Below are 25,692 nucleotides of genomic sequence, written 5' to 3'. Positions count from 1 at the left end.
AGTATCCTGTGTACCGGTGGACCAGTCCAGCGCGCGGAGTAGGGGAAGCCATGGCCGTTCTGAAGTACGAAGAGATCGCCGAGTCTCTGCGCGCCCGCATCGCCGCTGGTGAGTTCCCCCCTGGCGCCACCATCCCGTCCGGCCGCGACCTGGCCGAGCAGTGGGACGTGTCACGAGCCACCGCCATCAAAGCCGTGGACGTGCTCCGCAACGATGGCGTGGTGGTGGCCAAGCAGGGCACCGGGTTCGTCGTCACGGAGACACCTGTAGCGCGCCCCGCCGGCGCCCGCCGAGCCGGGTCGGCGCGCATCTTGGGTGGGATGCCGTTCCTGAGGATCGGTACGCCCGACTGGGCAGAACCTCCCGCCCGCGTCGCCAATGCGCTCGGGATCTCCCCCGGAGTGCTGGCGCTGCGACGCATCCGCGTCCTCCAGCTCCCGGACGGAACCCCGAATAGCTGCGTGGAGGCGTGGTTTCCCCCAGAGATCGCGGAGGCAGCACCTCGCCTCGCCGACACTGCTCCCATCGCCGAGGGCACGACACGCTACGTCCGTCGGCAGACTGGTCGGTTCCCGGTCGAAGGAGCGGATATCACCACCGTGCGACTCGCTACGGACACGGAGGCGGAGCGCTTGCATGTAGCGGCGGGCACTGCGGTCGCCGTGCTCCTCCACACGGCGTACGACGAGGACGGTCGCCCGTTGGTCTGCGAGGAAGGCGTCACCCCATCCTCGCTTTTCGAGCAGGTGGACACCTACGCCATGTAGGGAACCCCCAACCGAGCTGGACCGGTCCGCCGGTCCAGCTTTTTTGACACCCCGTCACGCCGCCTGAGCTGCGCAAACTCCATTCGGTGCCCTCCAACTCGATTTACATCGCTTGACTGGACCGGTCCACCGGTCCAGTCTGTAGATGCAACGCCGCTCCTCCTCCGTGAGGAGTGGTTCCGGATCGGGATGGCCCTCCGCAACTAGGGGCCCCGCGCTGGTGGTTGCTTGAGAACTGCATAGGTGGGCTCCGCCTCCCCGAGTCGAAAAGGCGGACTGCGCGGCTAGGTCGCGCTTCGACCCTCGCGGCGTTCGCTGCGGCCGGTTGCCTCCGCTGCTCGTCTCGTACGAGCAGCGCTGAGGGGAGCCGGATCTACCGACTTCAACGGCGCGAGCCCCCGGTGCTGGAACACCGAGGGCTCTGTTCGGGCCGTTGCCTGCTACTAGGGAGACACGACCCAATGGAACACATCGTTACTGTTCAGGACGCTGTTACCGCGTTCGCTCCGTGGCTGGAGCCTACGGATGCGGAGCTGGACGCGATCGAGCGAGAGATGCCGCTCATCAGGGCGGAAGTCGAGCTGTTGGACGCGCAGATCAGCCTGCTGGACCGTCCGGTCACGGAGGTGGACACGCGTCGGGTGCGGCGGGCTCGGCGCAAGGTGCTGGCCGCATGCCTCGCGGTGGCGAACCATACCTCTGCGGTCTCGGAGGTGGCCGCGTGAGCGCCGGGACCATGGCCGCGCAGGGGGCCACGTTGACGTGCCTGGCCGGTATCGCGGTCAGCCACCCGAACCTCCCCGCCGCCTACATCACCGCGAGCCGATACGCCCCGAACGAGCTGAGCGTGCAGCTCGGCAGTCCCAGCGCCTTGGAGGCGTGGCGCGAGGCGTTGGGCGTCCCCGCCGAGAAGGTGGTCGCCGACCGGATCGGTGATCGGCCGTCGCTGGAGTTCGACGCGACGGTCTACCGGGTCAAGTTCCACGTGTACGCCACGTATGAGCCGGCGACGGTGGAAGCGGGTGCGGCATGAGCGGCGCGGCCCGCGTCGACGCACGGTCGACGGGCGTCGAGCCCGCGTTGACGCCCGTCGGCGTGGAGCATGCGATCACTGCCCTGGCGAGTGTGCTGACGGTGGTGCTCACCGCGGTGGCGTTCTGGCTGTCGTACGAGCACTTGCAGGAAGTCGCCGCCGCGCACGGGATGGCGGAAGCGGTGGCCCGTTCGTGGGCCTGGCCGGCCACGGTGGATCTGTTCATCGTGATCGGTGAGCTGTTGATCCTGCGTGCCTCGCTCGCTCACCGGGTCGACTGGTGGGCAATCGGCCTGGTCACCGCAGGTGACGGCGCCTCCATCGGGCTGAACGTGGCCGGAGTCGGACAGGACGCAAACGCCCTCAACTACGTTGTCGCTGCGGTGCCTCCGGTGGCCGCGCTGCTGGCGTTCGGCGCGCTGATGCGGCAGGTGCACGCCTACCTCGCCCGCCGCGCGATGACGGGCGTCAACACGCCGCCGCCGGGCGTCGAAGCACCGTCGACGCCCGTCACGATCAGCGTCGACCGCACCACGGTCCCGCTCCCCGTAGAGCCCGCCGGCGGCACGGAGCAGGTGCCGGAACTCCCGGCGACCGTGCCGGACGTCGAGCCCGCGTCGACGCCCGTCACCGTGGAAGCGACCCCCGTCACCGCGTCGTCGACGGCCGTCGACCTCTGCACGCCCGTGGTCTACCCGAACCGGATCGATCAGTTGGTCCGAGCCCTGTACGGGACCGACTTCACCCAGCCCAGCACCGCCCGCATGACGCAAGCGATGACGGCCGCGGGATTGGGCGCGTCGGAGTCGACGGCCCGCACCGCGCGGGGTCGGGTCAAGACGCGTGAGCCGTACCTGACCGACTTCCCCACCGCGATCGCCGGCTGAGCGGGAGACGGTCATGTCACTCGCCTACGCCGACTGCTACGACCCGACCGGGCTCCGCTACGGCATCCCCGCCTACCCCTACCGCCTCGCCCCCGCCGGCCTGGCCACCCGCCGTCAGCTCCGCGCCCGGGGCTTACGGCCGGGCGGGCAGCCGATCGCCGCGCAGCTCATGCGGATCAACCGGCGCGCCGGCGGTCACCAGGTCGCCTACCTCTACCGCACCGACCTGGCCAAGCCCGTCCGGCCGATGACCTCCCGCAAGTGGGGCGCGCTCGCGCTGGCGATGCTTGCCCGCCGCACCTGCCCCCGCTGCCGGCTCGATGTCGGCTACTGCATCCCGCGCTCCTACGGGATTTGCGGCATGTGCATCACCACCGAGGAACAGCGCACCGCCTGAACATCCGTCCCTCTGTGAGGAGTTGTGCCCGTGAGCACCCAGACCCCGACCACGACCGATGCCGGTAGGGCCGTCGGCTTCCACTACATCCTGACCGTCCAGACCCGCAGCGGCGAGCAGTTGACCGTGTCGTCGGTCGCCACCTTCGACCCTGCGTACTTCTCGCGCTCGCAGGCCTACCAGGAGATCCGGGCCATTGCCGCGGACGAGCTGGGCCACGGCGACTTCACGGTCCTGTTCTTCTCGCTGGAGCCGGACGCGTTCTAGCTCAGCCCGGCGCGGCCCCGCGCTTGCAGGCCAAAGGGCCGCGCCAGCACCCCGAACCTCTTCGAGACGGAGCACTCCAGCATGACGGAACTCAGCACGGAACCGGTAGCCGTAGAGGTTGCCCCGACCGCACCACCCCCGCCGCCCGACACCCCGCTCGCCCCGACCCCGGCCGCGGCGGAGGTGGACCACACGCCCGGTGGCTGGCCGGTCGTCCCGCTGGCCCTGTCGGGTGCGAACACGACCGTGGGCATGGTCGCCGCCGCATCCCTCGCGGGCGGTCCGATCGCCGCCATGGTGGCCGCCACCGGGGCCGTTGTCCTCGGAACGGTCGCCGCCACCCGCTCCCACAAGCCCGGCGCACGCCGCGAACAGCGGCGCGCTGCTGCTCGCACCGCAGGCCGGGCCGCCGCCCGCACCACCGGCCTACGCCATAGCGGCACGGGCAGGACCGGCGCCGGGCGCGCGGGTGACCGGTCTGGCCGGGTGCCGGGCCAGCATCGCCGCGGGTCGGGGACCGCCGCACGGCATGGCAGTACCGCTACCAGCGGCAAGACCCGCGGTGGCGCGCACGGTTCGCCCAAGCGCGTGCATGGTGGTGTGGGTCAGGCTGCGGGCCGGGCCGGCCAAGTGCGGGCGCTGCGTGCGGCGCAGCAGGGTGCGGGCGGGTCGCGTGCCGGTCAGCGGGCGCAGGCCACGGCTGCCCGTCGCGCGGTCGCCGATGCCCGCCGCAACGCCAAGGCCGCCGGCGGCGCCGGTTTCACCAGCCGCGGGGGCCGGTCGGGCCGCTCGGGTGGTCTGGCCGGGCGGATGCTCGGTGGCGCGGCGCGTAAGGCCCGTGCCGTGCGGGATGCGGCGATCGCCAGGAACCGCGCGCGGCGGGACGGCAAGGCCCGCGCCGCGGTCGACGCGCAGCGCGGCGCGGTGCGTAAGGCACCCGCGAGGAAGGCGGCCCGCAGCGCGCTGTGGCGGTCCGCGGCCCGCTTCCACGGTCGTCGCCTGCTCGCCGCGCTGCTCGCCCTGCCGGTCGGCGTGCTCGGCTTCCTGACCAGTCCGATCGGCCGCAAGTTGAAGTTGCCGTGGCTGGTCCACCCGGGTCGGCGGCTGTATCGGCGGCTGTGCCAGACCGCCCGCGAGCAGCGCAACGTCCGAGATGCCGCGATCCGCGAGGAGCTGGGCGAGCGGGAGGCCGCGGCGGATGCCGAGGCCGCCGCGGACGGCACCGACGGCATCACCGACCACGTCCAGCGGCCCGCCACACAGATCCCGACCAGCACGAACGCCCCTGTGAGTGAAGGAGAGAACGTGTCCCTGATTACCGGATTCAGGTTCGAAGAGCACGCCATCGACATGATGGCCGCGGCCAACACCTACGAGCCGGACGGCTGCATGGAGATCCTCGCCATGGTCGAAAACCTGCCGACCGCGCTGACCTGCATTGCAAACATCATGAAGATCCTTGCGGAGCGCTCCGACTCGGAGTTCCCGCTGGAGAAGCAGGTCGCGGAGGGATTCAGCGACATCTTCGGCGCCCTGATGAGCGCCGTCGCGGTCGCGGAGGACATGGGGCCGATGTTCCGCCAGGTCCACGCGCAGGACATCGCCCGGCACGAGGACCCCCGCAACGGCACCGAGGCAGAGAAGGGCTGGAACGTCTGACATGAGCAGCACTGCCGCCGCCAAACAGCAGGGCAGTGGCCCGGTGCTGGACTGGGCGGCCGGTCACGGACCAGTGACCGGCGCCCTGTCCGCCACCACCGGAGCCTTCGCCGTCGCCACCACCGGCGCCGCCACCGCCATGCCCCCGGGCTGGGCCCTGGCCGTCGGCGCGGCCGGCGCCCTCGGCCACACCATCGTCGGGCTGCGGGTCCGCAACGCCGGCCGCACCCTCGCCACCCGCGCCGCGTCCTGGCTCGTCGGCGCGGGGTGGACCACGTGGGCCATGACCCACGGCCCCCTCACCTGGGCCGCCCTCGGATCCCTGGCCACCATCGGCGTGGGGATCGGGGCCGCCGCCCGGTCGACTGCGCTGTTCGAGGAGGCCCGCGAAGAAGAGGCCACCGCCGCCGCTCAGCGGCAGATCGCGCGGGAGTTGTCCGCGGAGCGCCGGGCGATCGCCGCGGAATGGGTGGAGCGCATCCAGCGGGTGTGCGGGATCACCGTGCGCGTGCTGGGTGTCGAGCAGTGGCCCACCGGGGCCGGATTCTCCATCGACGCCGAACTCCCCCAGGGCGGCGCCACCTACGCCAAGATCGCCGCCGAGTCAGCGAAGCTGTCCGCGGACGCCCGGCTGCCGCACGGCTGCACCGCCACCGCGTCCCCCGGCATCCATCAGGGCCGGGTCATCATCGACGTGACCACCGTCAACGTGCTGGAGGAAGAGCGCACCTACCCCACCGACTACAGCACGCTGTCCCTGCTCACCGGGATCCCGTGGGGGTATCGGACGAACGCGACGAGCATCCTCGCCTACCTGCGCGAGCAGTGCGCACTGGTGGTCGGGCCGACCGGTTCGGGCAAGACGAACATGGTCCACACGATCCTGGCCGGGTTCGCCCGCGCCGAGGACGTCCTGACCTGGGTCATCGACCTGAATGCCGGGTCCGCCGGTCTGCCCTGGGTCCTGCCCGCGCTGAACGGGGAGATCGAGACCCCGGAGGGCAAGCCCGTGCGGCCGGGGATCGACTGGCTCGCCGGAACCTACGACGAAGCCATGGCCATGCTGGAGACCGCGGTCCGTGTCGCCAAGCAGCGCAAGATGGGCTACCAGGACCTGCTGTCCAAGGCCAACACGGACCTGCTGCCCATCAGCCGGAAGATCCCTCAGATCATGCTGGTGATCGATGAGGGCGCGGAGATCCTGGCCAGTTCGGACCGGGCGATGCGCAAGCTCGCGGAAAAGATCCTGGAAGTCATCCGCATCGCCCGCGCCATGGGCGTGCGCACCGTCCTGACCGCCCTCGGAGCCACCGGGGCGGTGCTGGGCAACCTGATGATCCGCCGGGAAGCCAAGGTCCGCGTCGCCCTCACGGGCGGGGAGACCGAGGGCATGGACCTGGGCAAGATGTTCCCCGGCTCCCGCGGCCTGCGCGTCGACCAGGCCCCCTTCAAAGGCGCCGGGTTCATGGGCACTCCGGAGTCTCCGGCCGCGTTGTTCAAGGCGTGGCGGATCCTGCCCAACCAGATCCGCGAGATCATCGCCGCCACCAGCGACCGGCACCCCGTGCTCGATGCCGTGTCCGCCAAGGCAGCCGGGCCCGACTACGCCCGCCGCTGGGACGCCAGCCGCATCGCATGGATGCGGGACCACACCCCCGACACCGGCGCCGGCGCCGCTCCGGCCGGGGTGGCCGGGGAGGGGCTGAAGCTGTCCGCGCTGCGCAGCGAGCCCGAAGCGCCGTCGCACGAGGACGAGATGTTGCGCCGCTTCCGGGCAGAGATTGACGCGCAGTTCGGCACCGCTCCCGAGCCGGCCGCGGCGCGTGCGGAGCCCCCGGTGCCGGGTGGGCTGAACCTGTCCGCGTTCAACCGCGAGCAGGAGCAGGACAGTCCGGCGCAGCGGGCCGCGCTCGCCCTGCTGCTCGCCTCCGGGACCGAGGGCACGGGAGCGTCCGCGATCTCCCGCGCGCTCACCGACGAGTACGGGACCACCCGTCAGACGGTCGTTCGCTGGCTCCAGGAATGGTTCAAGGACGGCACCGCCGTACGCGTCGGGGAAGGCACCAAGGCCCGCTACGTCCACCGCGACAACGCCCCCGGAACGCCTCCCGAAAGCTGACCTTGTCGCTTGTCACCCCCGCCCAATGAGGAGCCGTGCAGCGGGTCCGTGGGGCCCGGAAACGGCTTGTGACCTGGGAGGCGACAAGCGACAAGACAAGCGACAAGACAAGACAAGCGACAAGCCGCACGACAAGAGAGACGACAAGCAACGCGACAAGCAACCCACCCACCGCACGGGCCCGCGCCACCTGTTGGCGCGGGCCCGCGGCACACCCGAAGGAGCCCCCAATGGGCCACAACGACCCGCCCGGAATCATCGCCCCGCACATACCCGCCGACGCCTGGAACCGCGCGCAGGCAACCGGTCAGCCGGTCGTCATCGTCACCGCGCCGACGAACGAGAACGCCATCACGCTGCGCCGGATCGTGGTCCCGTTCGCGATCGCCGGGGCCGCGGTCCTCGGTGGCTGGGGACTGGTCGCCGCCCTCTGCTTCCTGCTCGATGCCGCCGCCCACACCGCCACCGTCATCGCCGGCGCAGCCGGGCCCATCGGGGTCGGCGGCGTCACCCTCAAGCTCGCCCGCAAGCACTGACCATCTGGGAGACAGCATGTCGTTCGGAGAGACCCCGATCACCATCGTCGGCAACCTGACCGGCGACCCGGAACTGAAGTTCACCGAGGGCGGCGCCGCGCTCGCCAAGTTCACCATCGCCGTCACCCCGCGCACCTTCGACCGCACCTCCAACCAGTGGAAGGACGGCACCACCGCGTTCTACCGCTGCGCCGCCTGGCGCACCCTGGCCGAGCACATCGCCGACAGCCTCAAGAAGGGCTCCCGCGTCGTGGCCAGCGGGCGGATGCGGCAGCACGACTGGACCACCGACCAGGACGAGAAGCGCTCCATGCTCGCCGTCGAGATCGACGACATCGGCGCCTCCATCCGGTTCACCACCGTCACCATCAACGCCAAGCGCGCCTCCCAGAACGGCCCCGCCGGCGACGACCCGTGGGCCAAGACCAGCGACGCCACTGGCGGCTCGGAGTACAGCGCAGAGCCCCCCTTCTAGCAACGCCAAGGGCGGCCCCCAACCTCACGCCAATGAAACCGGGGCCGCCCTTGTCCACCTGCCATCAACAGACCTGTGGAGGTCTCCCAGCATGACGCAACCCACCGACATTCGGCGAGAGTGCGGCTTACAGCCGCACTGGTCACGGAGGCAGGCATGAGCGAGCCCCTGCCCGTGGCCCTGGAGAACCTGCACCTGCTCGCCGCTGCCCTGCTCTCCGCAGAGCGCGACTGGCCCGTCATCCCCCTGCACCCCGGCACTAAACGGCCCGCCGGGCACCCCGAACGCACCTGCCCCGGTAACGGGCGCTGCGCGAGCGGCCACCGAACCCCCGAGCAGCGCGCCACCACCGACGCCGAGATGATCCAGGTCGCATGGGCGAACCGCCCGTACAACGTCGGCATCGCCACCGGCCCCGCCGGGCTGCTCGTGGTCGATCTGGACGTGCCGAAACCGGAAGAGCAGGAAGGAGCGCCTGACGGCGCCACTTCTTTCAAGGCGCTCTGCGAGCGCGCCGGACAACCCATCCCGCTCACCTACCAGGTGCGGACTCCCAGCGGGGGCAGCCACCTGTACTTCACCGCCCCGCCCGGCATGACGCTGAAGTGCAGCGTGAAGCGGCTTGCCCCGCACATCGACACCCGCGCCTGGGGCGGCTACGTCGTGGCCGCAAGCAGTACCACCGAGCAGGGCATCTACGAAGTCGCCGAGGCGGCCCCCGTCGCGCCGCTCCCCGCGTGGCTCGCCGCTCTCCTCACCGAGACCGCCAAACCGGCGGCCCCGCCCGTCCCGACGCGCGTGTGGGACGGCACCAAAGCCGCCCGCACCGCGCTGGAGCGGGAGTGCGCGGTCATCCGGGCCGCGAGCGAGGGCGGCCCGCACGGGCGGAACAACACGCTGTACCGCAGCACCTGCAAGGTGGCCCGGTTCGTCGCCTGGGGCCACATCTCCCGCCCCACGGTCGAAGAAGCAATCCAGGCGGCGGGGGAGTCGACGGGACTGCCGGCTGCCGAGTGCCGCACCACCATCCGCAGCGCCATGGAGTGGCTGCTCGCCAACGCGACACCGCGGGAGGCCGTATGACCGCCCCCCGCTCCTCCCACCTGGATTGCCCCATCCCCGCCACGGACGGACCGCAGGACGCCGAACAGGCCCGCGGGGCAACGGGTGTGGGCGCCCGGGAGAAGTTCGCCCGTCAGGGCGTCCTTTCAGCTCTTCCCACTGTCCTCCGTATCGCGGGCACGGCCCGCTGCTCCGACAGGAGGTACGCCTCATGACCGCCACCATTGACGGGGCCGCGCTGCTGAATGAGGTGGAAGCCTTCCACCGCCGCTTCAACGTCTTCCCCACCGAACACGCCTACGTCGCCGTCACCCTGTGGGATGCACACGCGCACCTGATGGACGCGCTCGACGGCACCGCCCGTATCGCCTTCCTGAGCCCCGAACCGGGCTCGGGGAAGTCGCGGGCACTGGAGATCATCGAGACCCTCACCCCACGCTCCGCGACCACCGTCAACGCCTCCGCGAACGCCCTGTTTCGGCTCGTCTCCGCAGATGAGGGCACCCCGACTCTCCTCTTCGATGAGATCGACACCGTCTTCGGGCCCAAAGCGGGCGGGAACGAGGAAGTCCGCGGGTTCCTCAACTCCGGTTACCGGCGCGGCGCCAAGTCCCTGCGCTGCATCGGCGACGGATCCGACCAGAAAGCCGCCTTCCTCCCCTCGTTCTGCGCGGTCGCCATGGCTGGACTCGGCTCGCTGCCCGACACGATCCTGACCAGGTCGGTCATCATCCGAATGCGCAAGAAGGCACCCAACGAGAAGTGCGAGCCCTACCGGCGCCGCGTCCACGAGAAGCAGGGCCACGCCCTACGTGACCGACTCGCGGACTGGACCGCCCCCCTGCACGACCAGATCGCGGACGCCTGGCCGGACATGCCCGAGGGCGTCACGGACCGGCCGGCCGACGTGTGGGAACCCCTGCTCGCGGTCGCCGATGCGGCCGGCGGGCCCTGGCCCGAACGGGCCCGCGCCGCCTGTGTCGCGCTGATCAAGGCCGCGAGGGAAGGAGATGAAGCCTCGCTCGGGGTGCGGCTGCTGACCGACCTGCGCGACCGCGTGTTCTGCGGGGTCGACAAGCTGCCCACCGCCGCCATCCTCGAAGTGCTCCTCGGGATCGATGACGCCCCGTGGGCCGACATGAGCGAGGACGGGCAGAACATCAAGCCGCTCACCGCCCGCGCCATGGCCAAGCTCCTGAGCCAGTACGTCCGCCCCGACAACACCACGATCAAACCGAAGGGGATCCGAGTCGGCAGCACCACCCCCAAGGGCTACTACGCGGAAGACCTCAGCGACGCGTGGGCCCGCTACTGCCCCCCTCCCCCCGGAGAATCCGCAACATCCGCAACAGCCGCAACACCGCAGGTCAACGGGGGTGAATCTGTGGCGGATGCCCCGTCCCAGACCCGCCACATGTTCGCGGAATCCGACACACACACCCTCCGCAGCGTCGTCTGACACTGCCCACTCGATAGGTGCCGCCAAGCCCTCCGCGCGGCGGCACCTATCCGCAACAGAAACGGCATCCGCCACAGATTCAAGCCGCTGACCAGCAATGTTGCGGCGTGGCGGATGTTGCGGATCCCCAGAAGGGGAAGCGACCACGCACCGTGCCCGCCCATCTCGCAGACAGACCAAGGAGTGCCCCACCCATGGACACGCCTCAGCTTCGTGAGGTCGATGACCCCACGTTGGTGCTGTTGACCGTCGAAGAGGCCGCACGTCGCCTCCGCATCGGCCGGACCACTTGCTACCAGCTCATTCGTAGCGGCGAGCTGGAATCCATCCCGATAGGAAGCCTGCGCCGGATTCCTGCCGATGCTCCCGCCGAGTACGTCGCCCGGCGCCGGGCCCAGCAGCGAGCTGCCTGACCCCTCTCTTTCGGAGCGCCACCCAATGATGGGTGGCGCTCCGAGCTGCATCTATGAACTTTCGAAGGAGCCCGCTCGTGGCGGAGAACAAGAAGCGCACTCGCCGCGCCAATGGCGAATCGGCCATCTACTTCGGAGCGGACGACCGTTGGCACGCGCGAGTCCCGATGGGCTACAAGGACAACGGCGAGCCCTACCGTCGCCACCTGACGCGCAAGACCCGCGATGACCTGGTTGACGAAGTCAAAAAGCTGGAGAAGCAGCGCGACGGCGGTTCGGCGCAGCAACCGGGTAAGGCATGGACCGTTGAGAAATGGCTTTGGCACTGGGTTGAGAACATCGCCAAGCCGACCGTCAGCGAGAACACGTACGACGGCTACGAGGTCGCCGTGCGCGTTCACCTCGTGCCCGGTGTCGGCAAGCACCGGCTCGACCGCTTGCAGCCCGAACACCTGGAGAGCCTTTATCGCCGCATGCAGGCGAACGGGGAGCGCAAAGCCGGCACGGCTCACCAGGCCCACCGCACCGCCCGAACCGCGTTGGGGGAAGCGGTGCGGCGCGGCTACGCGGCGAAGAACGCCGCTGCGTTGGCGAAGCCGCCACGGATGGAAGAGGACGAATCTGAGGTAGAGCCCTACTCCGTGGAAGAGGTTCAGTGCCTGCTGCTCGCAGCAAACAAGCGCCGGAACAGCGCGCGCTGGATGCTGGCACTGGCGCTCGGACTGCGGCAGGGCGAGACGCTCGGACTGCGCTGGGCTGATGTCGATCTGGACAACGAGTACCTGAAACTGCGCCGGAACCGTCTGCGCCCCCGGTACGAGCACGGGTGTCCGGAAGCCTCGCCGTGCGGTCGGAAAGCGGGGTACTGCCCCGGCAAGGTGCAGGTCCGGCGCGAGACCAAGAACACCAAATCCCGAGCGGGTCGGCGAGCTGTGCCCCTGCCGGGCCCGTTGGTCGCCATGCTCCGTGCACATCGCGAGACGCAAGAGCGCGAGCGTAAGGCGGCCGGCGACCTGTGGGCCGAGTCGGACTACGTGTTCACCAAGCTTCTGGGGGGCCCGCTGAGCCCGAACACGGACTATCACGACTGGAAGCGGCTGCTGGAGGACGCGGGGGTTCGGAACGCTCGACTGCATGACGCACGTCACACGGCCGCCACCGTGCTCATGCTGCTCGGTGTCCCGGCTCGCGTCATTGATCAGATCATGGGGTGGGAGCCGGGCACCTCCGCGAGCATGCGGGCGCGGTACCTGCATGTGCCGGACACCATGCTCAAGGACGTCGCCCGGAAGATCGCCGAAGCTATCTGGGGACCTGCGGAAGAACCCGCTGTGGACAAAAACCAGGACAACGGGGGTTGAGGACAACGTCGAAGGGCCCCACCTCGCGGTGGGGCCCTTCGACATCGTGCCCGGTGAGGCACTGGCGGAGGATACGAGATTCGAACTCGTGAGGGGTTGCCCCCAACACGCTTTCCAAGCGTGCGCCCTAGGCCTCTAGGCGAATCCTCCGCGGCAAACAATACAAGACGTTGAGGAGTGCTCGCGAACTCGTTCCCCCCTCCCGGATCAGGTACTCTGTGCGGAGCCCCTCACGTGGCGCTATCTGACTGAACTCCCCCAGGGCCGGAAGGCAGCAAGGGTAGGTTGGCTCTGGCGGGTGCGTGGGGGGCGCTTGCGTTCCCGGGGCGGGATGCGGCACGGGGGTCCGGCCGCAGGGGCCCGGCGGCCCGGGGCTTGGGGGCCGGTGAGCGGTCCCTGTTGTCAGTGGGCGCCTATAACCTCGTATGTGTGTCGTCTCTCGCGCTGTACCGCCGCTATCGCCCGGAGTCGTTCGCCGAGGTCATCGGGCAGGAGCATGTCACCGACCCGTTGCAGCAGGCGCTGCGGAACAACCGGGTCAATCACGCGTACCTGTTCAGCGGGCCGCGCGGATGCGGGAAGACGACCAGCGCGCGGATTCTGGCCCGGTGTCTGAACTGCGAGCAGGGGCCGACGCCGACTCCCTGCGGGGAGTGCCAGTCGTGCCGGGACCTCGCGCGGAACGGGCCGGGGTCGATCGACGTCATCGAGATCGACGCCGCCTCGCACGGTGGTGTCGACGACGCTCGTGACCTGCGGGAAAAGGCCTTCTTCGGGCCTGCGAGCAGTCGGTACAAGATCTACATCATCGACGAGGCCCACATGGTCACCCCGGCGGGCTTCAACGCCCTGCTGAAGGTGGTCGAGGAGCCGCCCGAGCACCTCAAGTTCATCTTCGCCACGACCGAGCCCGAGAAGGTCATCGGGACGATTCGGTCGCGGACCCACCACTATCCGTTCCGGCTCGTGCCGCCGGGGACCCTGCGGGGGTACCTGGGCGAGGTCTGCGGGCGCGAGGGCATTCCCGTCGAGGACGGCGTGCTGCCGCTGGTCGTGCGGGCCGGCGCCGGTTCCGTGCGTGACTCCATGTCCGTCATGGATCAGCTCCTCGCGGGGGCGAGCACCGACGGTGTGACGTACACCATGGCCACCTCGCTGCTGGGGTACACGGACGGGTCGTTGCTCGACTCCGTGGTCGAGGCGTTCGCCGCGGGCGACGGCGCCGCGGCCTTCGAGATCGTGGACCGCGTCATCGAGGGGGGCAACGATCCCCGGAGGTTCGTCGCGGACCTGCTGGAGCGGCTGCGCGATCTGGTGATCCTGGCCGCGGTTCCCGACGCCGCCGAGAAGGGGCTCATCGACGCCCCGTCGGATGTCGTCGAGCGCATGCAGGCCCAGGCCGGGGTCTTCGGCGCCGCCGAGCTGAGCCGCGCCGCCGATCTCGTCAACGAGGGACTGACGGAGATGCGCGGCGCCACCTCGCCGCGACTCCAGCTCGAACTCATCTGCGCGCGCGTGCTCCTGCCCGCGGCGTACGGGGACGAGCGATCCGTCATGGCCCGCCTGGACCGCATCGAGCGCGGGGTGAACTTCTCCGGTGCCGGCGCGGGCGCCCCCGCCATGGGGTACGTACCCGGCCCCGAAGTGCATGGAGGAGCGCAGGCCGCGGCCGTTCCGATGGTTCCGCCGGGCGGCGGTGTCGCCGCGGCCCGGGCCGCCGTGCGGGGCCCGGGCCCCGGCGGACAGGGACCGGCGAACGAGGGGTACGGGGCCGGTGGTGCGGGGGCTACCGGCGGGGTTGCTGCGGCGCCGGGTGCGGGGGCTGCCCCTGCTCCTGCTCCTGCCCCTGCCTCGGCCCCGGCACACGCTCCGGGTCCCGCCGCTGCCGCGCCCGCGGCTCCTCCGGCTGCCGCTACGGCCCCGCCCGCGCCCCCGTCCGGCGCGGCGCCCGGCGCCTGGCCCACCGCGACGGCCGTGGGCAGCGGTCGGCGTCCGGGCGGCTGGCCGACCGCGACACCCGCGGGCGGGGGACAGGCCCCCGCCGCCCCCGGCGCACCCGCACCCGCTGCTGCGCCGACGGCGTCCACCCCCGGCCCAGGCCCAGGCCCCGCCTCCGCACCGGCCCCCGCCGCCGGTGGCGTCGACCCCCGCATGCTCTGGCCGAACATCCTGGAGGCCGTGAAGAACCGCCGCCGCTTCACCTGGATCCTGCTCAGCCAGAACGCGCAGGTCACCGGTTACGACGGCACGACCCTGCAGATCGGCTTCGTCAACGCGGGCGCGCGCGACAACTTCGCGAGCAGCGGCAGCGAGGAAGTCCTGAGGCAGGCGCTGGCCGAACAGTTCAACGTGCAGTGGAAGATCGAGGCGATCGTCGACACCTCCGGTGGCTCGGCACCGCCACCGATGTCGGCCTCCGGCCCTGGTCCCGGGTTCGGTGGCGGCAGCAGCGGTGGTGGCTACGGCGCTGGTGGTGGCGGTTACGGCGGAGCTCCGGCCGGTTCGCGCCCCGCCCCCCAGCAGCCCCCGGCCCCGGCTCCGCGCCCCGCCGCGTCGCAGGGCTCGCCCGCGGGCCAGGCTTCGGCTGCGCCCGCCTCGACGCCCGCCCCGCCGGCCCCGGTCGCCTACGAGCCGCCTCCGGTGGCCCCCGAGGACGACATCCCCGAGGACGACGACCCCGACCTCGACGAGTCCGCCCTCTCGGGCCACGACCTGATCGTCCGCGAACTGGGCGCGACGGTGGTGGAGGAGTTCTCCAACGAGTGAACACCCGGGCCCCTCTCGGAGGATCGCACCAACTCTCCCCACCCCTCGCTTCGGAAGCCCCCACAAAGGCACCCGGCCCCGACGGTTAGGCTGACCCCGTGAAGGTCCTCGTCATCGGTAGCGGCGCCCGCGAACACGCCCTGTGCCGTTCCCTGTCCCTCGACCCCGACGTCACCGCCCTGCACTGCGCCCCCGGGAACGCAGGCATCGCGGAGACCGCCGAGCTGCACCCGGTCGACGCCCTCGACGGCGCCGCCGTGGCCGCGCTGGCCACGGAGCTCGGCGCCGAGCTGGTGATCGTGGGCCCGGAGGCGCCGCTCGTCGCCGGCGTCGCCGACGCCGTGCGCGCGGCGGGCATCCCCTGCTTCGGCCCCTCCGAGGAGGCCGCGCAGCTGGAGGGCTCCAAAGCCTTCGCCAAGGACGTGATGGCAGGGGCGGGCGTCCCCACGGCACGTTCGTATGTCTGCACGACGCCCGAGGAGATCGACGAGGCGCTCGACGCCTTCGGCGCCCCGTACGTCGTGAAGGACGACGGACTCGCGGCCGGCAAGGGTGTCGTCGTGACCGACGACCTCGCGAAGGCCCGCGCGCACGCCCTCGCCTGCGACCGGGTCGTCATCGAGGAGTTCCTCGACGGCCCGGAGGTCTCCCTCTTCGCGATCACCGACGGCGAGACGGTCGTCCCGCTCCAGCCCGCCCAGGACTTCAAGCGCGCGCTGGACGGCGACGAGGGCCCGAACACCGGCGGCATGGGCGCGTACTCGCCCCTCCCGTGGGCGGACCCGAAGCTGGTCGAGGAGGTCATGGAGACCGTCCTCCAGCCGACCGTCGACGAGCTGCGCCGCCGCGGCACCCCGTTCTCCGGCCTTCTCTACGCGGGTCTGGCGATCACGAGCCGCGGCGTACGGGTGATCGAGTTCAACGCCCGTTTCGGCGACCCGGAGACCCAGGTGGTCCTGGCCCGGCTGAAGACCCCGCTCGCGGGCGTCCTGCTCGCCGCCGCCGAAGGCACCCTCGCCGATCTCGCGCCACTGCGCTGGAGCGACGACGCGGCGGTCACCGTGGTCGTGGCCTCCCACAACTACCCCGACACCCCGCGCACCGGCGACCCGATCACCGGGCTCGACGAGGTGGCGGCGCTGGACGCCCCGTACGCGTACGTTCTGCACGCCGGGACGAAGCACGACGGCGACGCGGTCGTCAGCGCGGGCGGCCGGGTGCTCTCCGTCACGGCGACCGGCACCGACCTCACCGAGGCCCGCGCCCGCGCCTACGCGGCGGTCACCCGCATCGGCCTCGACGGTTCGCAGCACCGTACGGACATCGCGGCGAAGGCGGCGGCGGACGCCACGACCGAGGCCACGACCGACGTCACGACCGAGGCGTAGAGCCCCTGACGGAGGCGTAGCCCCCACCCCCGCACGCATCGTTGGGCCCCGGATTCTGTACGGAATCCGGGGCCTGATCCTTGCCCACGGTCATCCACCTTTCCCCAAAGCCATTCCATCGAGTGAGCGATGCCCCATCCGGCTGACGGGGGCCGAGGCCCCAACTAGGGTGCGGCGAAAGCGTTCGGGCACTTGGCCCACCGGCATTGCGATGTCGGTGGCGGGTGCCACAGTGGGGGAGTGAGCAACACCAGGGCATCCTTCGGCGCGGGCTGCGAGACAGCCCGGGCCGGGCCGACAGCAGGGGGTGACATCCGGTCGTGACCGGTATGGGTGTGGAGGTGGGCGCGCAGGCCGCGCGCTCCCGGGCGCTCGCCGTGCTGCGTATCCGCAGCAGGGCGCTGGCCGTCGCCCTGCTGCCCGCGGCCGTCGCCGTCGTGCTGCTCGTCGGCGGCTCGACCGGGCACATCACCGGCGGAAGCTGGCCCGTCACTCGCTGGATCGTGACGGTCCTCGCCGCCCTCGTGCTGCTCGCCGCCGCGGGCATCGCGCTCGTCGTCGCCCGCGCGCGGCCCGCCGTGAGCCCCACGGTCCCGATCGCGGAGGCGTCCGCTCCCGACCTCTACCGCCTGGTCCGGGATCTGGCCGACCGCCTCGACGTCCCGCCGCCCTCGGCGATAGCGCTGACCCCGGACTGCGACAGCTGGCTGGAGGACCGCACCCACCCGGCGCACGGCCCGCCGCCGCCCGAGTACCGCGACGAGATAGCGGGCGCGCGAGGCTTGAGCGGCGGAGCCGGGCGAGCCCGCCGAGCCCCCGCGGCTCCCGTCCTCGTCATCGGCTCGCCCTTCCTGTGGTGGATGCGGGTCGGGGAGCTGCGCGCGGTCCTCGCCCCGGTCGTCGCCGGTACGGGACCTTCGGCGCACCCCGACATAGCCGCGGCCCGCCGTTTCGTACGGGGTCTGGACGCGGCCGTGGCCGTGACCTCCGAGCCCGCCCGCGGCCCCCTGGTCCGCACCGTCCTCGCCGGTGTCGGCTGGGTGACCCGCCTGCTGCTGCGCAGCTGCCGGGGTCATGCGGCCGAGATGGAACGGGGCGTGGCGGCTGCCGCGGCCGAGCGTGCACAGGCTGTGGACTACGGTCTGCGGATCGTCGCCCAGGAACAGGTCGGCCTGGCGTACGCGGGCTGGGACCGGCTGCTGACCCGGGTCGCGCTGCCCGCCTGGCGGATGGGCCGCTGGCCGGCCCGGCTGGACGTGGGTGTCGTCGCGGCCCTCACCGAGCTGTCGCGCCGTGACCGGCTGGCCGAGGGCTTCGCGTCCCGCCTCGGCGAGCGCCCCGCCTGCGACCTGCTCGAAGAGCCCGGTTCGGTGGACGAGGCGGCCTCGCTTCTCGCCGCGCGCCTCTTCCACGGCGGGCCCGCGGAGCCGGGGCCCGACTGGGCGCCGGTGGACTGGCAGGAGTATCCGGACGAGGTCGTCGACCGCACTTGGCGCACCGAAGCGGCCCGGCTGCACCGGGTGCTGGACGCGCTGGGCGTCCGCCACCCCACGGATCCGACCCAGCCCGACCAGGGCGGTCCGACGCTGGCACGCGTGCTCGACCATCTGACCGCGGCCGCCACGTCGGCCACGGACGACGCCGACCTCTCCGTCGATCGGCGCGAGGCGTACGGGGAGAGGGCCACGGGCGTGAGCCCGAACGAGACGGAGGTAGAGACGGAGACAGAAGCCGAGGCCGAGGTCGAGGCCGAAGCCGCGGCCGAGGAGGAGGTCGGGGAGGACGGCGAGCCCGTGCTCGGGAGTGAGCGGACGGCGGCACTCGCGGCCGGGCTCAGCGCGGAGCTGGCCCGTGAGGAGGCGGCGGCGCCGGCCGTCGCGTCCGGGCCGGGCGGGGGTGCGGAGCAGCCGGGCCCCGACTGGTCGTTCTGGGACGACGGGATGCTGCCGCTCTTTCCGCTCCAGCCGCCGCGCAGTGGGCGTGAGCTGTTGGCCGACCATGTCACCGCGATGGTTTGTTGTGCGGCGATGGACACCGCCGGGGCCGCGCCGGGGCTCGACTGGCTCGATGGCCCCGCCCTTCTTGTCGACGGGGTGCGGGCCGCCGATCTGGGGCCGCGGGTCCTGACCCTCGTCGAGGACGGTGACCCGGAACCGCTCCGGGACTGGCTCCGCCAGCTGGGCGTTCGCCCCGAGAAACCGGTCCGCCTGGTCTGACGCCGCCGTCACCACCGTCCCTGCTCCCAGCCGCCGATATCCGCCTCTTCGACCGGAGGACCGCGTTCCGTTCACGTCAATTCGCGACGAACGGTGACGGAGTGCGTGCGTAATGTGATGTGCTGGGACCGATCGCGCGCAGGGCAAGGGCTTACAGAACCGACGGGGGCACGAGGGAGGGGAGCAGGCATGGGGTCGGAGCAGATCCGCCGCTGGGAGTCGGGCGCACTCGCGCACGCCGTGACGGACCCCTTCGGTCAGGGCCCCGTTCCCTGGCTCAGGGGCGACGAGCAGTACTTCGACGACACGGGCCATGTCGTCCCGTGGTACATCGATCACATTGATCACGTCGATCAGGCAGGTCGGGCCGGTCAGCCTGGTCAGGCAGGGGGCCCCGGTGGCTCCGCCACCCTCCAGGGCTCCCGCAAGGCCCCCATCCCCCACCCCCGCGCCGGCGGCCCCCGCCCGGCCGACGACGTGCACCGCCAGATCAAGGGCTTCGCCTCCAACGGCGCGGCCGCGCCGGGCGAGGCCATCGACTTCCACGTCACCGTCGACCCGCCCCAGGAATTCAGCGTCGACATCTACCGCATCGGGCACTACGGAGGCGACGGGGCCAGCAAGATCACCACCAGCCCCCGCCTGTCGGGCATCGTCCAGCCGCCGCCCCTCACCGCCGACAGAACCGTTTCCTGCCATCACTGGTGGCTCTCCTGGCGCCTGCAGATCCCGAGCTACTGGAACATCGGCGCGTACGTGGCCGTACTCACCACGGCCGACGGCTACCGCTCCCACGTCCCCTTCACCGTCCGCGACAACCACCCGGCGGACCTCCTCCTCCTGCTCCCGGACATCACCTGGCAGGCGTACAACCTCTACCCGGAGGACGGGCACACCGGCGCCAGCCTCTACCACGCCTGGGACGAGAACGGCCGTCTGCTCGGCGAGTCCGAGGCCGCGACGACGGTCTCCTTCGACCGCCCGTACGCCGGCGCGGGCCTCCCCCTCCACGTCGGCCATGCCTACGACTTCATCCGCTGGGCCGAGCGCTACGGCTACGACATCGCCTACGCCGACGCCCGCGACCTGCACGCCGGCCGCGTCGACCCCACCCGCTACCGCGGCCTGGTCTTCCCGGGGCACGACGAGTACTGGTCGTCGGCCATGCGCCGCACCGTGGAACTCGCCCGCGAAAGCGGCACCTCCCTGGTCTTCCTCTCCGCCAACACCATGTACTGGCAGGTGGAGTTGGCCCCGTCCCCGTCCGGCGTCGCCGACCGCCTGCTGACCTGCCGCAAACGCAGAGGCCCGGGAAGGCCGGCGCTGTGGCGCGAAATCGACCGTCCTGAGCAGCAGCTCATCGGCATCCAGTACGCGGGCAGGGTCCCGGAACCCCACCCCCTGGTCGTGCGCAACGCCGACCACTGGCTGTGGGAGTCGACCGGCGCACACGAGGGCGACGAACTCGCCGGCATGGTCGCGGGCGAGGCCGACCGCTATTTCCCGCGCACCCCGCTGCCCGAGCACCAGGGCCGCATCCTGCTCGCCCACTCCCCCTACCAGGACAGCGAGGGCGCCACCCGCCATCAGGAGACCTCCCTCTACCGGGCTCCCTCCGGTGCCCTGGTCTTCGCGGCCGGGACGTTCGCGTGGTCCCCGGCCCTGGACCGCCCCGGCCACGTCGACGCCCGTGTCCAGCGAGCCACCGCGAACCTCCTCGACCGCATCTGCAAACGCGACTGAGGAACCCCCTGGCCGAAGCCGCTCTCCGGATACGGGAGAATCGAGCCACTTGGCCCACCCGTCGCCCACCACCACCCCATTCGGGCCCTACGGGCGTCCCTTTTTCTTCAACCACGGGGAGGAACCGTGTCCGGATTCGTCGAAAAGCCCGAGCCCCTCCAGGTCCCGGGTCTGGTACATCTGCACACCGGCAAGGTGCGTGACCTGTACCAGAACGAGGCGGGCGACCTCGTGATGATCGCCAGTGACCGTATGTCCGCCTACGACTGGGTGCTGCCCACGGAGATCCCCGACAAGGGCCGGGTCCTCACCCAGCTCTCGCTGTGGTGGTTCGACAAGCTCGCCGACCTGGTCCCCAACCATGTGCTGAGCACCGAGCTCCCGCCGGGCGCCCCCGCCGACTGGGAGGGCCGCACCCTCATCTGCAAGTCCCTGCGGATGACGCCGGTCGAGTGCGTCGCGCGCGGCTATCTCACCGGCTCGGGTCTCGTCGAGTACGACGAGTCCCGTACGGTCTGCGGCCTCGCCCTCCCCGAGGGCCTCGTCGACGGCTCGGAACTCCCCGCGCCGATCTTCACTCCCGCCACCAAGGCCGCGGTCGGCGAGCACGACGAGAACGTGTCGTACGAGGAGGTCGCCCGCCAGGTCGGCGCCGAGACGGCGGCCCAGCTGCGCCAGACGACTCTCGCCGTCTACGGCCGCGCCCGTGACATCGCGCGCGAGCGCGGCATCATCCTCGCGGACACCAAGTTCGAGTTCGGCTACGAGGGCGAGACGCTCGTCCTCGCCGACGAGGTGCTGACCCCGGACTCCTCCCGCTTCTGGCCCGCCGACGTGTGGGAGCCGGGCCACGCCCAGCCGTCCTTCGACAAGCAGTTCGTCCGCGACTGGCTGACGTCTCCCGAGTCGGGCTGGGACCGCAGGAGCGAGCAGCCCCCGCCGCCGCTGCCGCAGCACATCGTGGACGCGACCAGCGCCAAGTACATCGAGGCGTACGAGCGCCTGACCGGCATCAGCTGGAGCTGAGGACGCGAAGGAGCACACGAAGAAGCCCCCGGCCCTGAAGGGCCGGGGGCTTCTTTCTCTGAGCGGACGACCAGGTTCGAACTGGCGACCTCAACCTTGGCAAGGTTGCGCTCTACCAACTGAGCTACGTCCGCATGCGCTGTGGTGCGAGGACAACTATACCCAACCTCGCTCCCGTGCGAGACGCACCGCCGCGTGACGGTTCTCCGCCCCGAGTTTCGAGACGGCCGACGAAAGATAGTTGCGTACCGTTCCCTGGGACAGCGCCGCCCGCTCCGCGATCTCCGCGACGGGCGCCCCGTCGGCGGCGAACTCGAGCACTTCGGCCTCGCGCGCGGTCAGCGGTGAGTCCCCGGCGGAGATCGCGTCCGCGGCCAATTCCGGGTCCACATAACGGTTTCCCGCATGCACGGTACGAATGATCTCCGCGAGCCGCTGTGCGCTCACCGTCTTCGGGACGAACCCGCGCACGCCTGCCGCAAGCGCTCGCTTCAGATGCCCCGGCCGCCCGTGACTCGTCACGATCAGCACCTGACATCCGGGCAGTTCGGCCCGTAGCGATGTGGCGACCCTCACACCGTCCGCCCCCGGCATCTGCAGATCCAGAACGGCGACATCGGGCTCGTGCGCCAGTGCCATCGCCAGTGCCTCGGGCCCGGTCGCGGCCTCGGCGACCACCACGAGGTCGTCCTCCAGTCCCAGCAGCGCGGCGAGCGCACCCCTGATCAGGTGTTCGTCGTCGGCGAGCAACAGCCGCACGGGAGGCGCGGATGGGACGGGTGAGACGGATGAGGTGGATGGGGTGGACGAGGTGGGTGGGGTGGACGTCATGAAGTGACCTCGCTCACGGGGTGGGGGGCGGGTCGGGGCGACCCACCCGGTTCCGGGTCCGGAGCCCGTTCCGGGACCGAACCGGGGGGCAGCGGCACCTCGGCGGTCAGGCGGAACAGGTCATCCCCGGCAGGCCCGGCCCGCAGCACCCCGTCCACCTCCCTGAGCCGCTCCCGCAGCCCGGCGAGCCCGGACCCCCTTCCCGGCTCGGCGGTATCGGCATCGGTACGGGAACCGGTACCCGGCGCCCCGTCGTTCTCGACGGTGAGGGTCACCCGGCCCTCCGACACTCGCAGGGACACCGCACACCTTCCGGCGTCCCCGTGCCGCAGCACGTTCGTCGTCGCCTCCCGTACGACCCAGCCGAGCGCGGACTGGATCTCCGCGGGCAGTCCGGTCGCCGGGCCGCTGACCTCGCAGTCGATGCCGGCGGCCGTCAACACGCCTTGCGCGCCCGCGAGTTCGGTCCGGAGATCGGCCTCGCGGTAGCCGCGTACGACCTCGCGGACCTCCCGCTGCGTCTCCTGCGCTATCCGCTGGACCTCGATCATCTGCTCCACGGCCTCCGGTCGTCCGCGCCGGGCCAGTTGCACGGCGAGCTCGCTCTTCAGCGCGACCACCGCCAGGTTGCGGCCCATCACGTCGTGCAGATCGCGCCCGAAGCGCAGCCGTTCCTCGGCGACGGCGAGCCGGGCCCGGGTCTCGCGGGCCTCGTCGAGTTCGTAGACGGCGTTCAGCAGCCAGACGGAGAAGGCGGAGGTGAAGGTGAAGAAACCGGCGGCGAGGACGACCGCACCGGCGGCGACGGCGGCACCGGTCGCGGAGACACCCGCCGGGACGGCCACGGCGGCGGCGCCCAGGGCGCCGCCGAGCACGCCGTACACCATGCGTCGTGTCTCGCGCACCGCGAGCGCCAGGGTGCCGATCCCGAACGACAGGACGCCGACGAACACCGTGCCCGCCGCCGCCCCGTTGTCCGTGCCGCGCGGGCCGTGCAGCGCGACCAGCAGGCTCACGACGGCGATCACCACGGTGGCGGTGCCCAGCGCCCAGAGCAGCCGTACCGGCAGGGGGCGGCGGCCACGGGTCCAGTCCAGGGTCAGCGAGGCCGTCACCGCGCCGAGCGTGGCGTGTGCGCTCACCAGCAGGAACAGGATCCAGTTCACCGGAGCGGGCACGTATCCGAAGGCCGGCAGCGCGAAGGTGGCGATCTCGATGAACGGGAAGGTGTGGAACGACCACCGTGTGTACGTCTCGACCTTCGCCGGCGTGCTCTTGCCGCGCCACCAGCCACCGCGCCCGCCCATGCCCACCACCACGTCCCTGGTCAACGCCGCGGCTCCCAGCGGAACCACCGCCGTACAGCAAACACCGCGAGCACGATCCAGGCCACCGCCGTCCCGAGCGCGCCCAGGGTGTCGTGCGCGGAGAGGTCGCCGGTCCAGCCGCCGCGTATCAGCGTGATCACCGGGGTCAGGGGCAGCAGTTCGCCGGCCGAGGCCAGCTGGTCCGGCATGAACTGGAGAGGGATGAAGGTGCCGGAGCCGAGCAGCGACACGAGTATCAAGGGCATGGCGGCGACCTGGGCGCCCTCCACGCTCTTGCTGAGGTTCGCCGTGATCGCCGCGAGCGGGGGCCACATCGCCAGGCCCAGGAGCAGCCCCAGGACGGCGAGGTGGGGTGCCGGTGGCGCCCCGACGTCCAGCAGCGCGACGCACGCGACCGTCAGGACCAGGCACTGCACCAGGCCGATCGCGACCGAGGGCAGGGCCGCACCCGCGAGGATCTCCGCGTCCCGCAGTTCCCCGGTGCGCAGCCGTTTGAGGACGAGCTCCTCGCGGCGGGCCGCGTACACGCTCACCAGCGTGCTGTAGACCGCGAAGAGGAGTGCGAGGCCGACGGAGGACGGCAGGACGGCCGAGCCGACCGAGAGCCCGGCGCCTTTCAGGTCCATCTGGTCGACCGTCGAGCGGAGGCTGAACGGCAAGGTCAGCGGCACGAACACGGCGGCGGCGAGGGTCGCCTTCGAGCGGCCCAGCAGGGTCAGTTCGGCGCGCGCCAGGGCGGCCATCCGCCCCGCGGCCGTCGTCGTACCCGCGCCGGTACCCGCATCAGTAGCGGTTCGCCCGGTCGCCGGGACTGTCGCGCTCATGCCACCGTCCCCCTCTCCTGCTCCCGCACACCTGAGCCCTGCGCATCCGCGCCCCGCACACCTGGGCCCCGCGTATCCGCGCCCCGCACACCCGCGCCCCGCACACCCGGGCCCCGTGCATCCGCGCCCTGCGCATCCGCGTCCCGCGCACCCGCCCCCCGGCCCGCGGCGTCCCGCGCTATCCGCAGGAACGCCTCCTCCAGTGAGGCCGACCGCACATCGAGCCCCCGCAGCTCGACCTGCTTCTGGTGGGCCCACACCAGCAGTGCGGTGGCGGTGCGCTGGAGCTCGTCGGTGCGCAGCCTGACGGCACGGCCCGCCGTCTCGTGGTCGGTCACGCCGAGTCCGGCGAGCGGGGGCAGATCTCCGAGGAAGTAGCCGTCGGGCAGTTCGAAGGAGACCCGGGACGGTGCGGACGCGGTCACCTCGGCAGGGGTGCCGGAGGCCGCGATGTGCCCTTCGTGCAGGATCGCGAGCCGGTCGGCCAGCTCCTCCGCCTCCTGGAGGTAGTGCGTGGTCAGCACCACGGTCGTACCGCCGTCGCGCAGCTCGCGCACCAAGTCCCAGGTGTCCCGGCGCCCTTCGGCGTCCAGGCCGGTCGTCGGCTCGTCGAGGAAGAGGACCTCGGGGCGGCCGAGGAGCGCGAGGGCCAGGTCCAGGCGCCGTTTCTCGCCCCCGGACAGCTGTTTCACCCGTACCCCGGACCGCTGGGTGAGCCCGACCATCCCCAGGGCCTGAGCGGTCGGCCGGGCTCCGCTCGTGCAGCCCGCCCACATCCGTACGGTCTCCGCGACCGTCAGTTCGGAGGGGAAGCCGCCCTCCTGCAGCATCACGCCGATCCGGGGCCGGACGGCCGCGCGCTCCTCGTACGGATCGTGTCCCAGGACCCGCACCCGGCCGCCCGCCGGAGGGGCGAGGCCCTCCAGCAGCTCGACGGTGGAGGTCTTGCCGGCGCCGTTGGTCCCCAGCAGCGCGAAGAGCTCACCGCGGCCCACGGAGAAGGTGATTCCGCGCACGGCCTCGAAATCTCCGCCGGCTCCCCGGTCTCCCCCGTACACGCGCCGCAGATCAGTGACCTCGATCACGTCATCTTGCTCGTTCGTGTTCATGAAATCAGCGTCCCCGCGGACGGGAC

The 25,692-nt window shown here is 71.5% G+C and carries 23 protein-coding genes, 2 tRNA genes and 1 other RNA gene; 20 read left to right on the top strand and 6 right to left on the bottom strand.

Features of this window, described 5'->3' with window-relative positions; all coding sequences use genetic code 11:
* Positions 1-50: 50 nt before the first annotated feature.
* The 14 genes from ACZ7M2_RS45245 to ACZ7M2_RS45180 all read left to right on the top strand — a co-directional run bounded on the left by ACZ7M2_RS45245 (position 51) and on the right by ACZ7M2_RS45180 (position 12,435).
* Positions 51-767, top strand: a complete 717-nt coding sequence (locus tag ACZ7M2_RS45245) for a GntR family transcriptional regulator (RefSeq protein ID WP_471600251.1) — start codon at positions 51-53, stop codon at positions 765-767.
* Positions 768-1,228: 461 nt separating this feature from the next.
* Positions 1,229-1,492, top strand: a complete 264-nt coding sequence (locus ACZ7M2_RS45240; protein ID WP_471600250.1) for a DUF6284 family protein — start codon at positions 1,229-1,231, stop codon at positions 1,490-1,492.
* Positions 1,489-1,800 (top strand): hypothetical protein, encoded by a 312-nt coding sequence (locus ACZ7M2_RS45235; protein ID WP_471600249.1) that lies wholly within the window; start codon positions 1,489-1,491, stop codon positions 1,798-1,800. Before ACZ7M2_RS45240 ends, ACZ7M2_RS45235 begins: the two co-directional genes overlap by 4 nt.
* On the top strand, positions 1,797-2,687 hold the full coding sequence (locus tag ACZ7M2_RS45230) for a DUF2637 domain-containing protein (protein ID WP_471600248.1): 891 nt from the start codon (positions 1,797-1,799) through the stop codon (positions 2,685-2,687). The genes ACZ7M2_RS45235 and ACZ7M2_RS45230 overlap by 4 nt, the downstream gene beginning before the upstream one ends.
* A gap of 13 nt (positions 2,688-2,700) precedes the next feature.
* A complete protein-coding gene (locus ACZ7M2_RS45225; protein WP_471600247.1) occupies positions 2,701-3,084 on the top strand; it encodes an RRQRL motif-containing zinc-binding protein in 384 nt (127 codons plus the stop codon).
* Positions 3,085-3,114: 30 nt separating this feature from the next.
* Positions 3,115-3,351 (top strand): hypothetical protein, encoded by a 237-nt coding sequence (locus ACZ7M2_RS45220; RefSeq protein ID WP_471600246.1) that lies wholly within the window; start codon positions 3,115-3,117, stop codon positions 3,349-3,351.
* Positions 3,352-3,432: 81 nt separating this feature from the next.
* Positions 3,433-5,010: a hypothetical protein gene (locus ACZ7M2_RS45215; protein ID WP_471600245.1), complete on the top strand. Its 1,578-nt coding sequence runs from the start codon at positions 3,433-3,435 to the stop codon at positions 5,008-5,010.
* A 1-nt stretch (position 5,011) separates the two neighbouring features.
* Positions 5,012-7,129, top strand: coding sequence for a hypothetical protein (locus tag ACZ7M2_RS45210; RefSeq protein ID WP_471600244.1), 2,118 nt, complete (start codon positions 5,012-5,014; stop codon positions 7,127-7,129).
* A 230-nt stretch (positions 7,130-7,359) separates the two neighbouring features.
* On the top strand, positions 7,360-7,665 hold the full coding sequence (locus tag ACZ7M2_RS45205; RefSeq protein WP_471600243.1) for a hypothetical protein: 306 nt from the start codon (positions 7,360-7,362) through the stop codon (positions 7,663-7,665).
* Positions 7,666-7,681: 16 nt separating this feature from the next.
* Entirely contained in the window at positions 7,682-8,140 is a 459-nt protein-coding gene (ssb, locus tag ACZ7M2_RS45200) for a single-stranded DNA-binding protein (protein ID WP_471600242.1), read from the top strand.
* 156 nt (positions 8,141-8,296) lie between these two features.
* Positions 8,297-9,223, top strand: coding sequence for a bifunctional DNA primase/polymerase (locus ACZ7M2_RS45195; RefSeq protein WP_471600241.1), 927 nt, complete (start codon positions 8,297-8,299; stop codon positions 9,221-9,223).
* A 190-nt stretch (positions 9,224-9,413) separates the two neighbouring features.
* Positions 9,414-10,661: a DUF3631 domain-containing protein gene (locus tag ACZ7M2_RS45190; protein ID WP_471600240.1), complete on the top strand. Its 1,248-nt coding sequence runs from the start codon at positions 9,414-9,416 to the stop codon at positions 10,659-10,661.
* Positions 10,662-10,855: 194 nt separating this feature from the next.
* Positions 10,856-11,074 (top strand): excisionase family DNA-binding protein, encoded by a 219-nt coding sequence (locus ACZ7M2_RS45185; protein WP_388081352.1) that lies wholly within the window; start codon positions 10,856-10,858, stop codon positions 11,072-11,074.
* A 77-nt stretch (positions 11,075-11,151) separates the two neighbouring features.
* Positions 11,152-12,435: a tyrosine-type recombinase/integrase gene (locus ACZ7M2_RS45180; protein WP_471600239.1), complete on the top strand. Its 1,284-nt coding sequence runs from the start codon at positions 11,152-11,154 to the stop codon at positions 12,433-12,435.
* Between the two features lie 62 nt (positions 12,436-12,497).
* Here the strand turns inward: ACZ7M2_RS45180 and ACZ7M2_RS45175 are convergent.
* Positions 12,498-12,585, bottom strand: a tRNA-Ser gene (locus ACZ7M2_RS45175).
* A gap of 71 nt (positions 12,586-12,656) precedes the next feature.
* On the opposite strand from ACZ7M2_RS45175, the gene ffs reads away from it, so the two are divergent.
* The 6 genes from ffs to ACZ7M2_RS45145 all read left to right on the top strand — a co-directional run bounded on the left by ffs (position 12,657) and on the right by ACZ7M2_RS45145 (position 21,574).
* Positions 12,657-12,755, top strand: an RNA gene (gene ffs, locus ACZ7M2_RS45170) — signal recognition particle sRNA small type.
* A 109-nt stretch (positions 12,756-12,864) separates the two neighbouring features.
* Complete coding sequence (locus ACZ7M2_RS45165; protein WP_471600238.1) at positions 12,865-15,201, top strand: DNA polymerase III subunit gamma and tau; 2,337 nt, start codon at positions 12,865-12,867, stop codon at positions 15,199-15,201.
* Between the two features lie 98 nt (positions 15,202-15,299).
* Positions 15,300-16,589, top strand: coding sequence for a phosphoribosylamine--glycine ligase (purD, locus tag ACZ7M2_RS45160; RefSeq protein ID WP_471600237.1), 1,290 nt, complete (start codon positions 15,300-15,302; stop codon positions 16,587-16,589).
* Positions 16,590-16,918: 329 nt separating this feature from the next.
* Positions 16,919-18,805 carry a hypothetical protein gene (locus tag ACZ7M2_RS45155; RefSeq protein ID WP_471600310.1) on the top strand — a complete coding sequence of 629 codons (1,887 nt, stop codon included), beginning with the start codon at positions 16,919-16,921 and terminating at the stop codon, positions 18,803-18,805.
* 189 nt (positions 18,806-18,994) lie between these two features.
* On the top strand, positions 18,995-20,548 hold the full coding sequence (locus tag ACZ7M2_RS45150; RefSeq protein ID WP_471600236.1) for a N,N-dimethylformamidase beta subunit family domain-containing protein: 1,554 nt from the start codon (positions 18,995-18,997) through the stop codon (positions 20,546-20,548).
* 126 nt (positions 20,549-20,674) lie between these two features.
* A complete protein-coding gene (locus tag ACZ7M2_RS45145; RefSeq protein WP_099921831.1) occupies positions 20,675-21,574 on the top strand; it encodes a phosphoribosylaminoimidazolesuccinocarboxamide synthase in 900 nt (299 codons plus the stop codon).
* Positions 21,575-21,635: 61 nt separating this feature from the next.
* On the opposite strand, the gene ACZ7M2_RS45140 is transcribed toward ACZ7M2_RS45145, so the two are convergent.
* The 5 genes from ACZ7M2_RS45140 to ACZ7M2_RS45120 all read right to left on the bottom strand — a co-directional run bounded on the left by ACZ7M2_RS45140 (position 21,636) and on the right by ACZ7M2_RS45120 (position 25,666).
* Positions 21,636-21,708 (bottom strand) — tRNA-Gly (locus ACZ7M2_RS45140).
* A 22-nt stretch (positions 21,709-21,730) separates the two neighbouring features.
* Positions 21,731-22,333, bottom strand: a complete 603-nt coding sequence (locus ACZ7M2_RS45135; protein WP_060898434.1) for a response regulator transcription factor — start codon at positions 22,331-22,333, stop codon at positions 21,731-21,733.
* 68 nt (positions 22,334-22,401) lie between these two features.
* Complete coding sequence (locus ACZ7M2_RS45130; RefSeq protein WP_471600309.1) at positions 22,402-23,712, bottom strand: sensor histidine kinase; 1,311 nt, start codon at positions 23,710-23,712, stop codon at positions 22,402-22,404.
* Positions 23,713-23,732: 20 nt separating this feature from the next.
* The gene (locus ACZ7M2_RS45125; RefSeq protein WP_471600235.1) at positions 23,733-24,557 is read right to left on the bottom strand and encodes an ABC transporter permease; all 825 of its coding nucleotides are present in this window, start codon (positions 24,555-24,557) and stop codon (positions 23,733-23,735) included.
* Entirely contained in the window at positions 24,554-25,666 is a 1,113-nt protein-coding gene (locus ACZ7M2_RS45120; RefSeq protein WP_471600234.1) for an ABC transporter ATP-binding protein, read from the bottom strand. Before ACZ7M2_RS45120 ends, ACZ7M2_RS45125 begins: the two co-directional genes overlap by 4 nt.
* Between the last annotated feature and the right edge of the window lie 26 nt (positions 25,667-25,692).

The organism is Streptomyces sp. NPDC111507 (assembly GCF_055638955.1).
The sequence above is the reverse complement of the archived record's forward strand: the minus strand, read 5'-3'. Positions and strand labels throughout refer to the sequence as shown.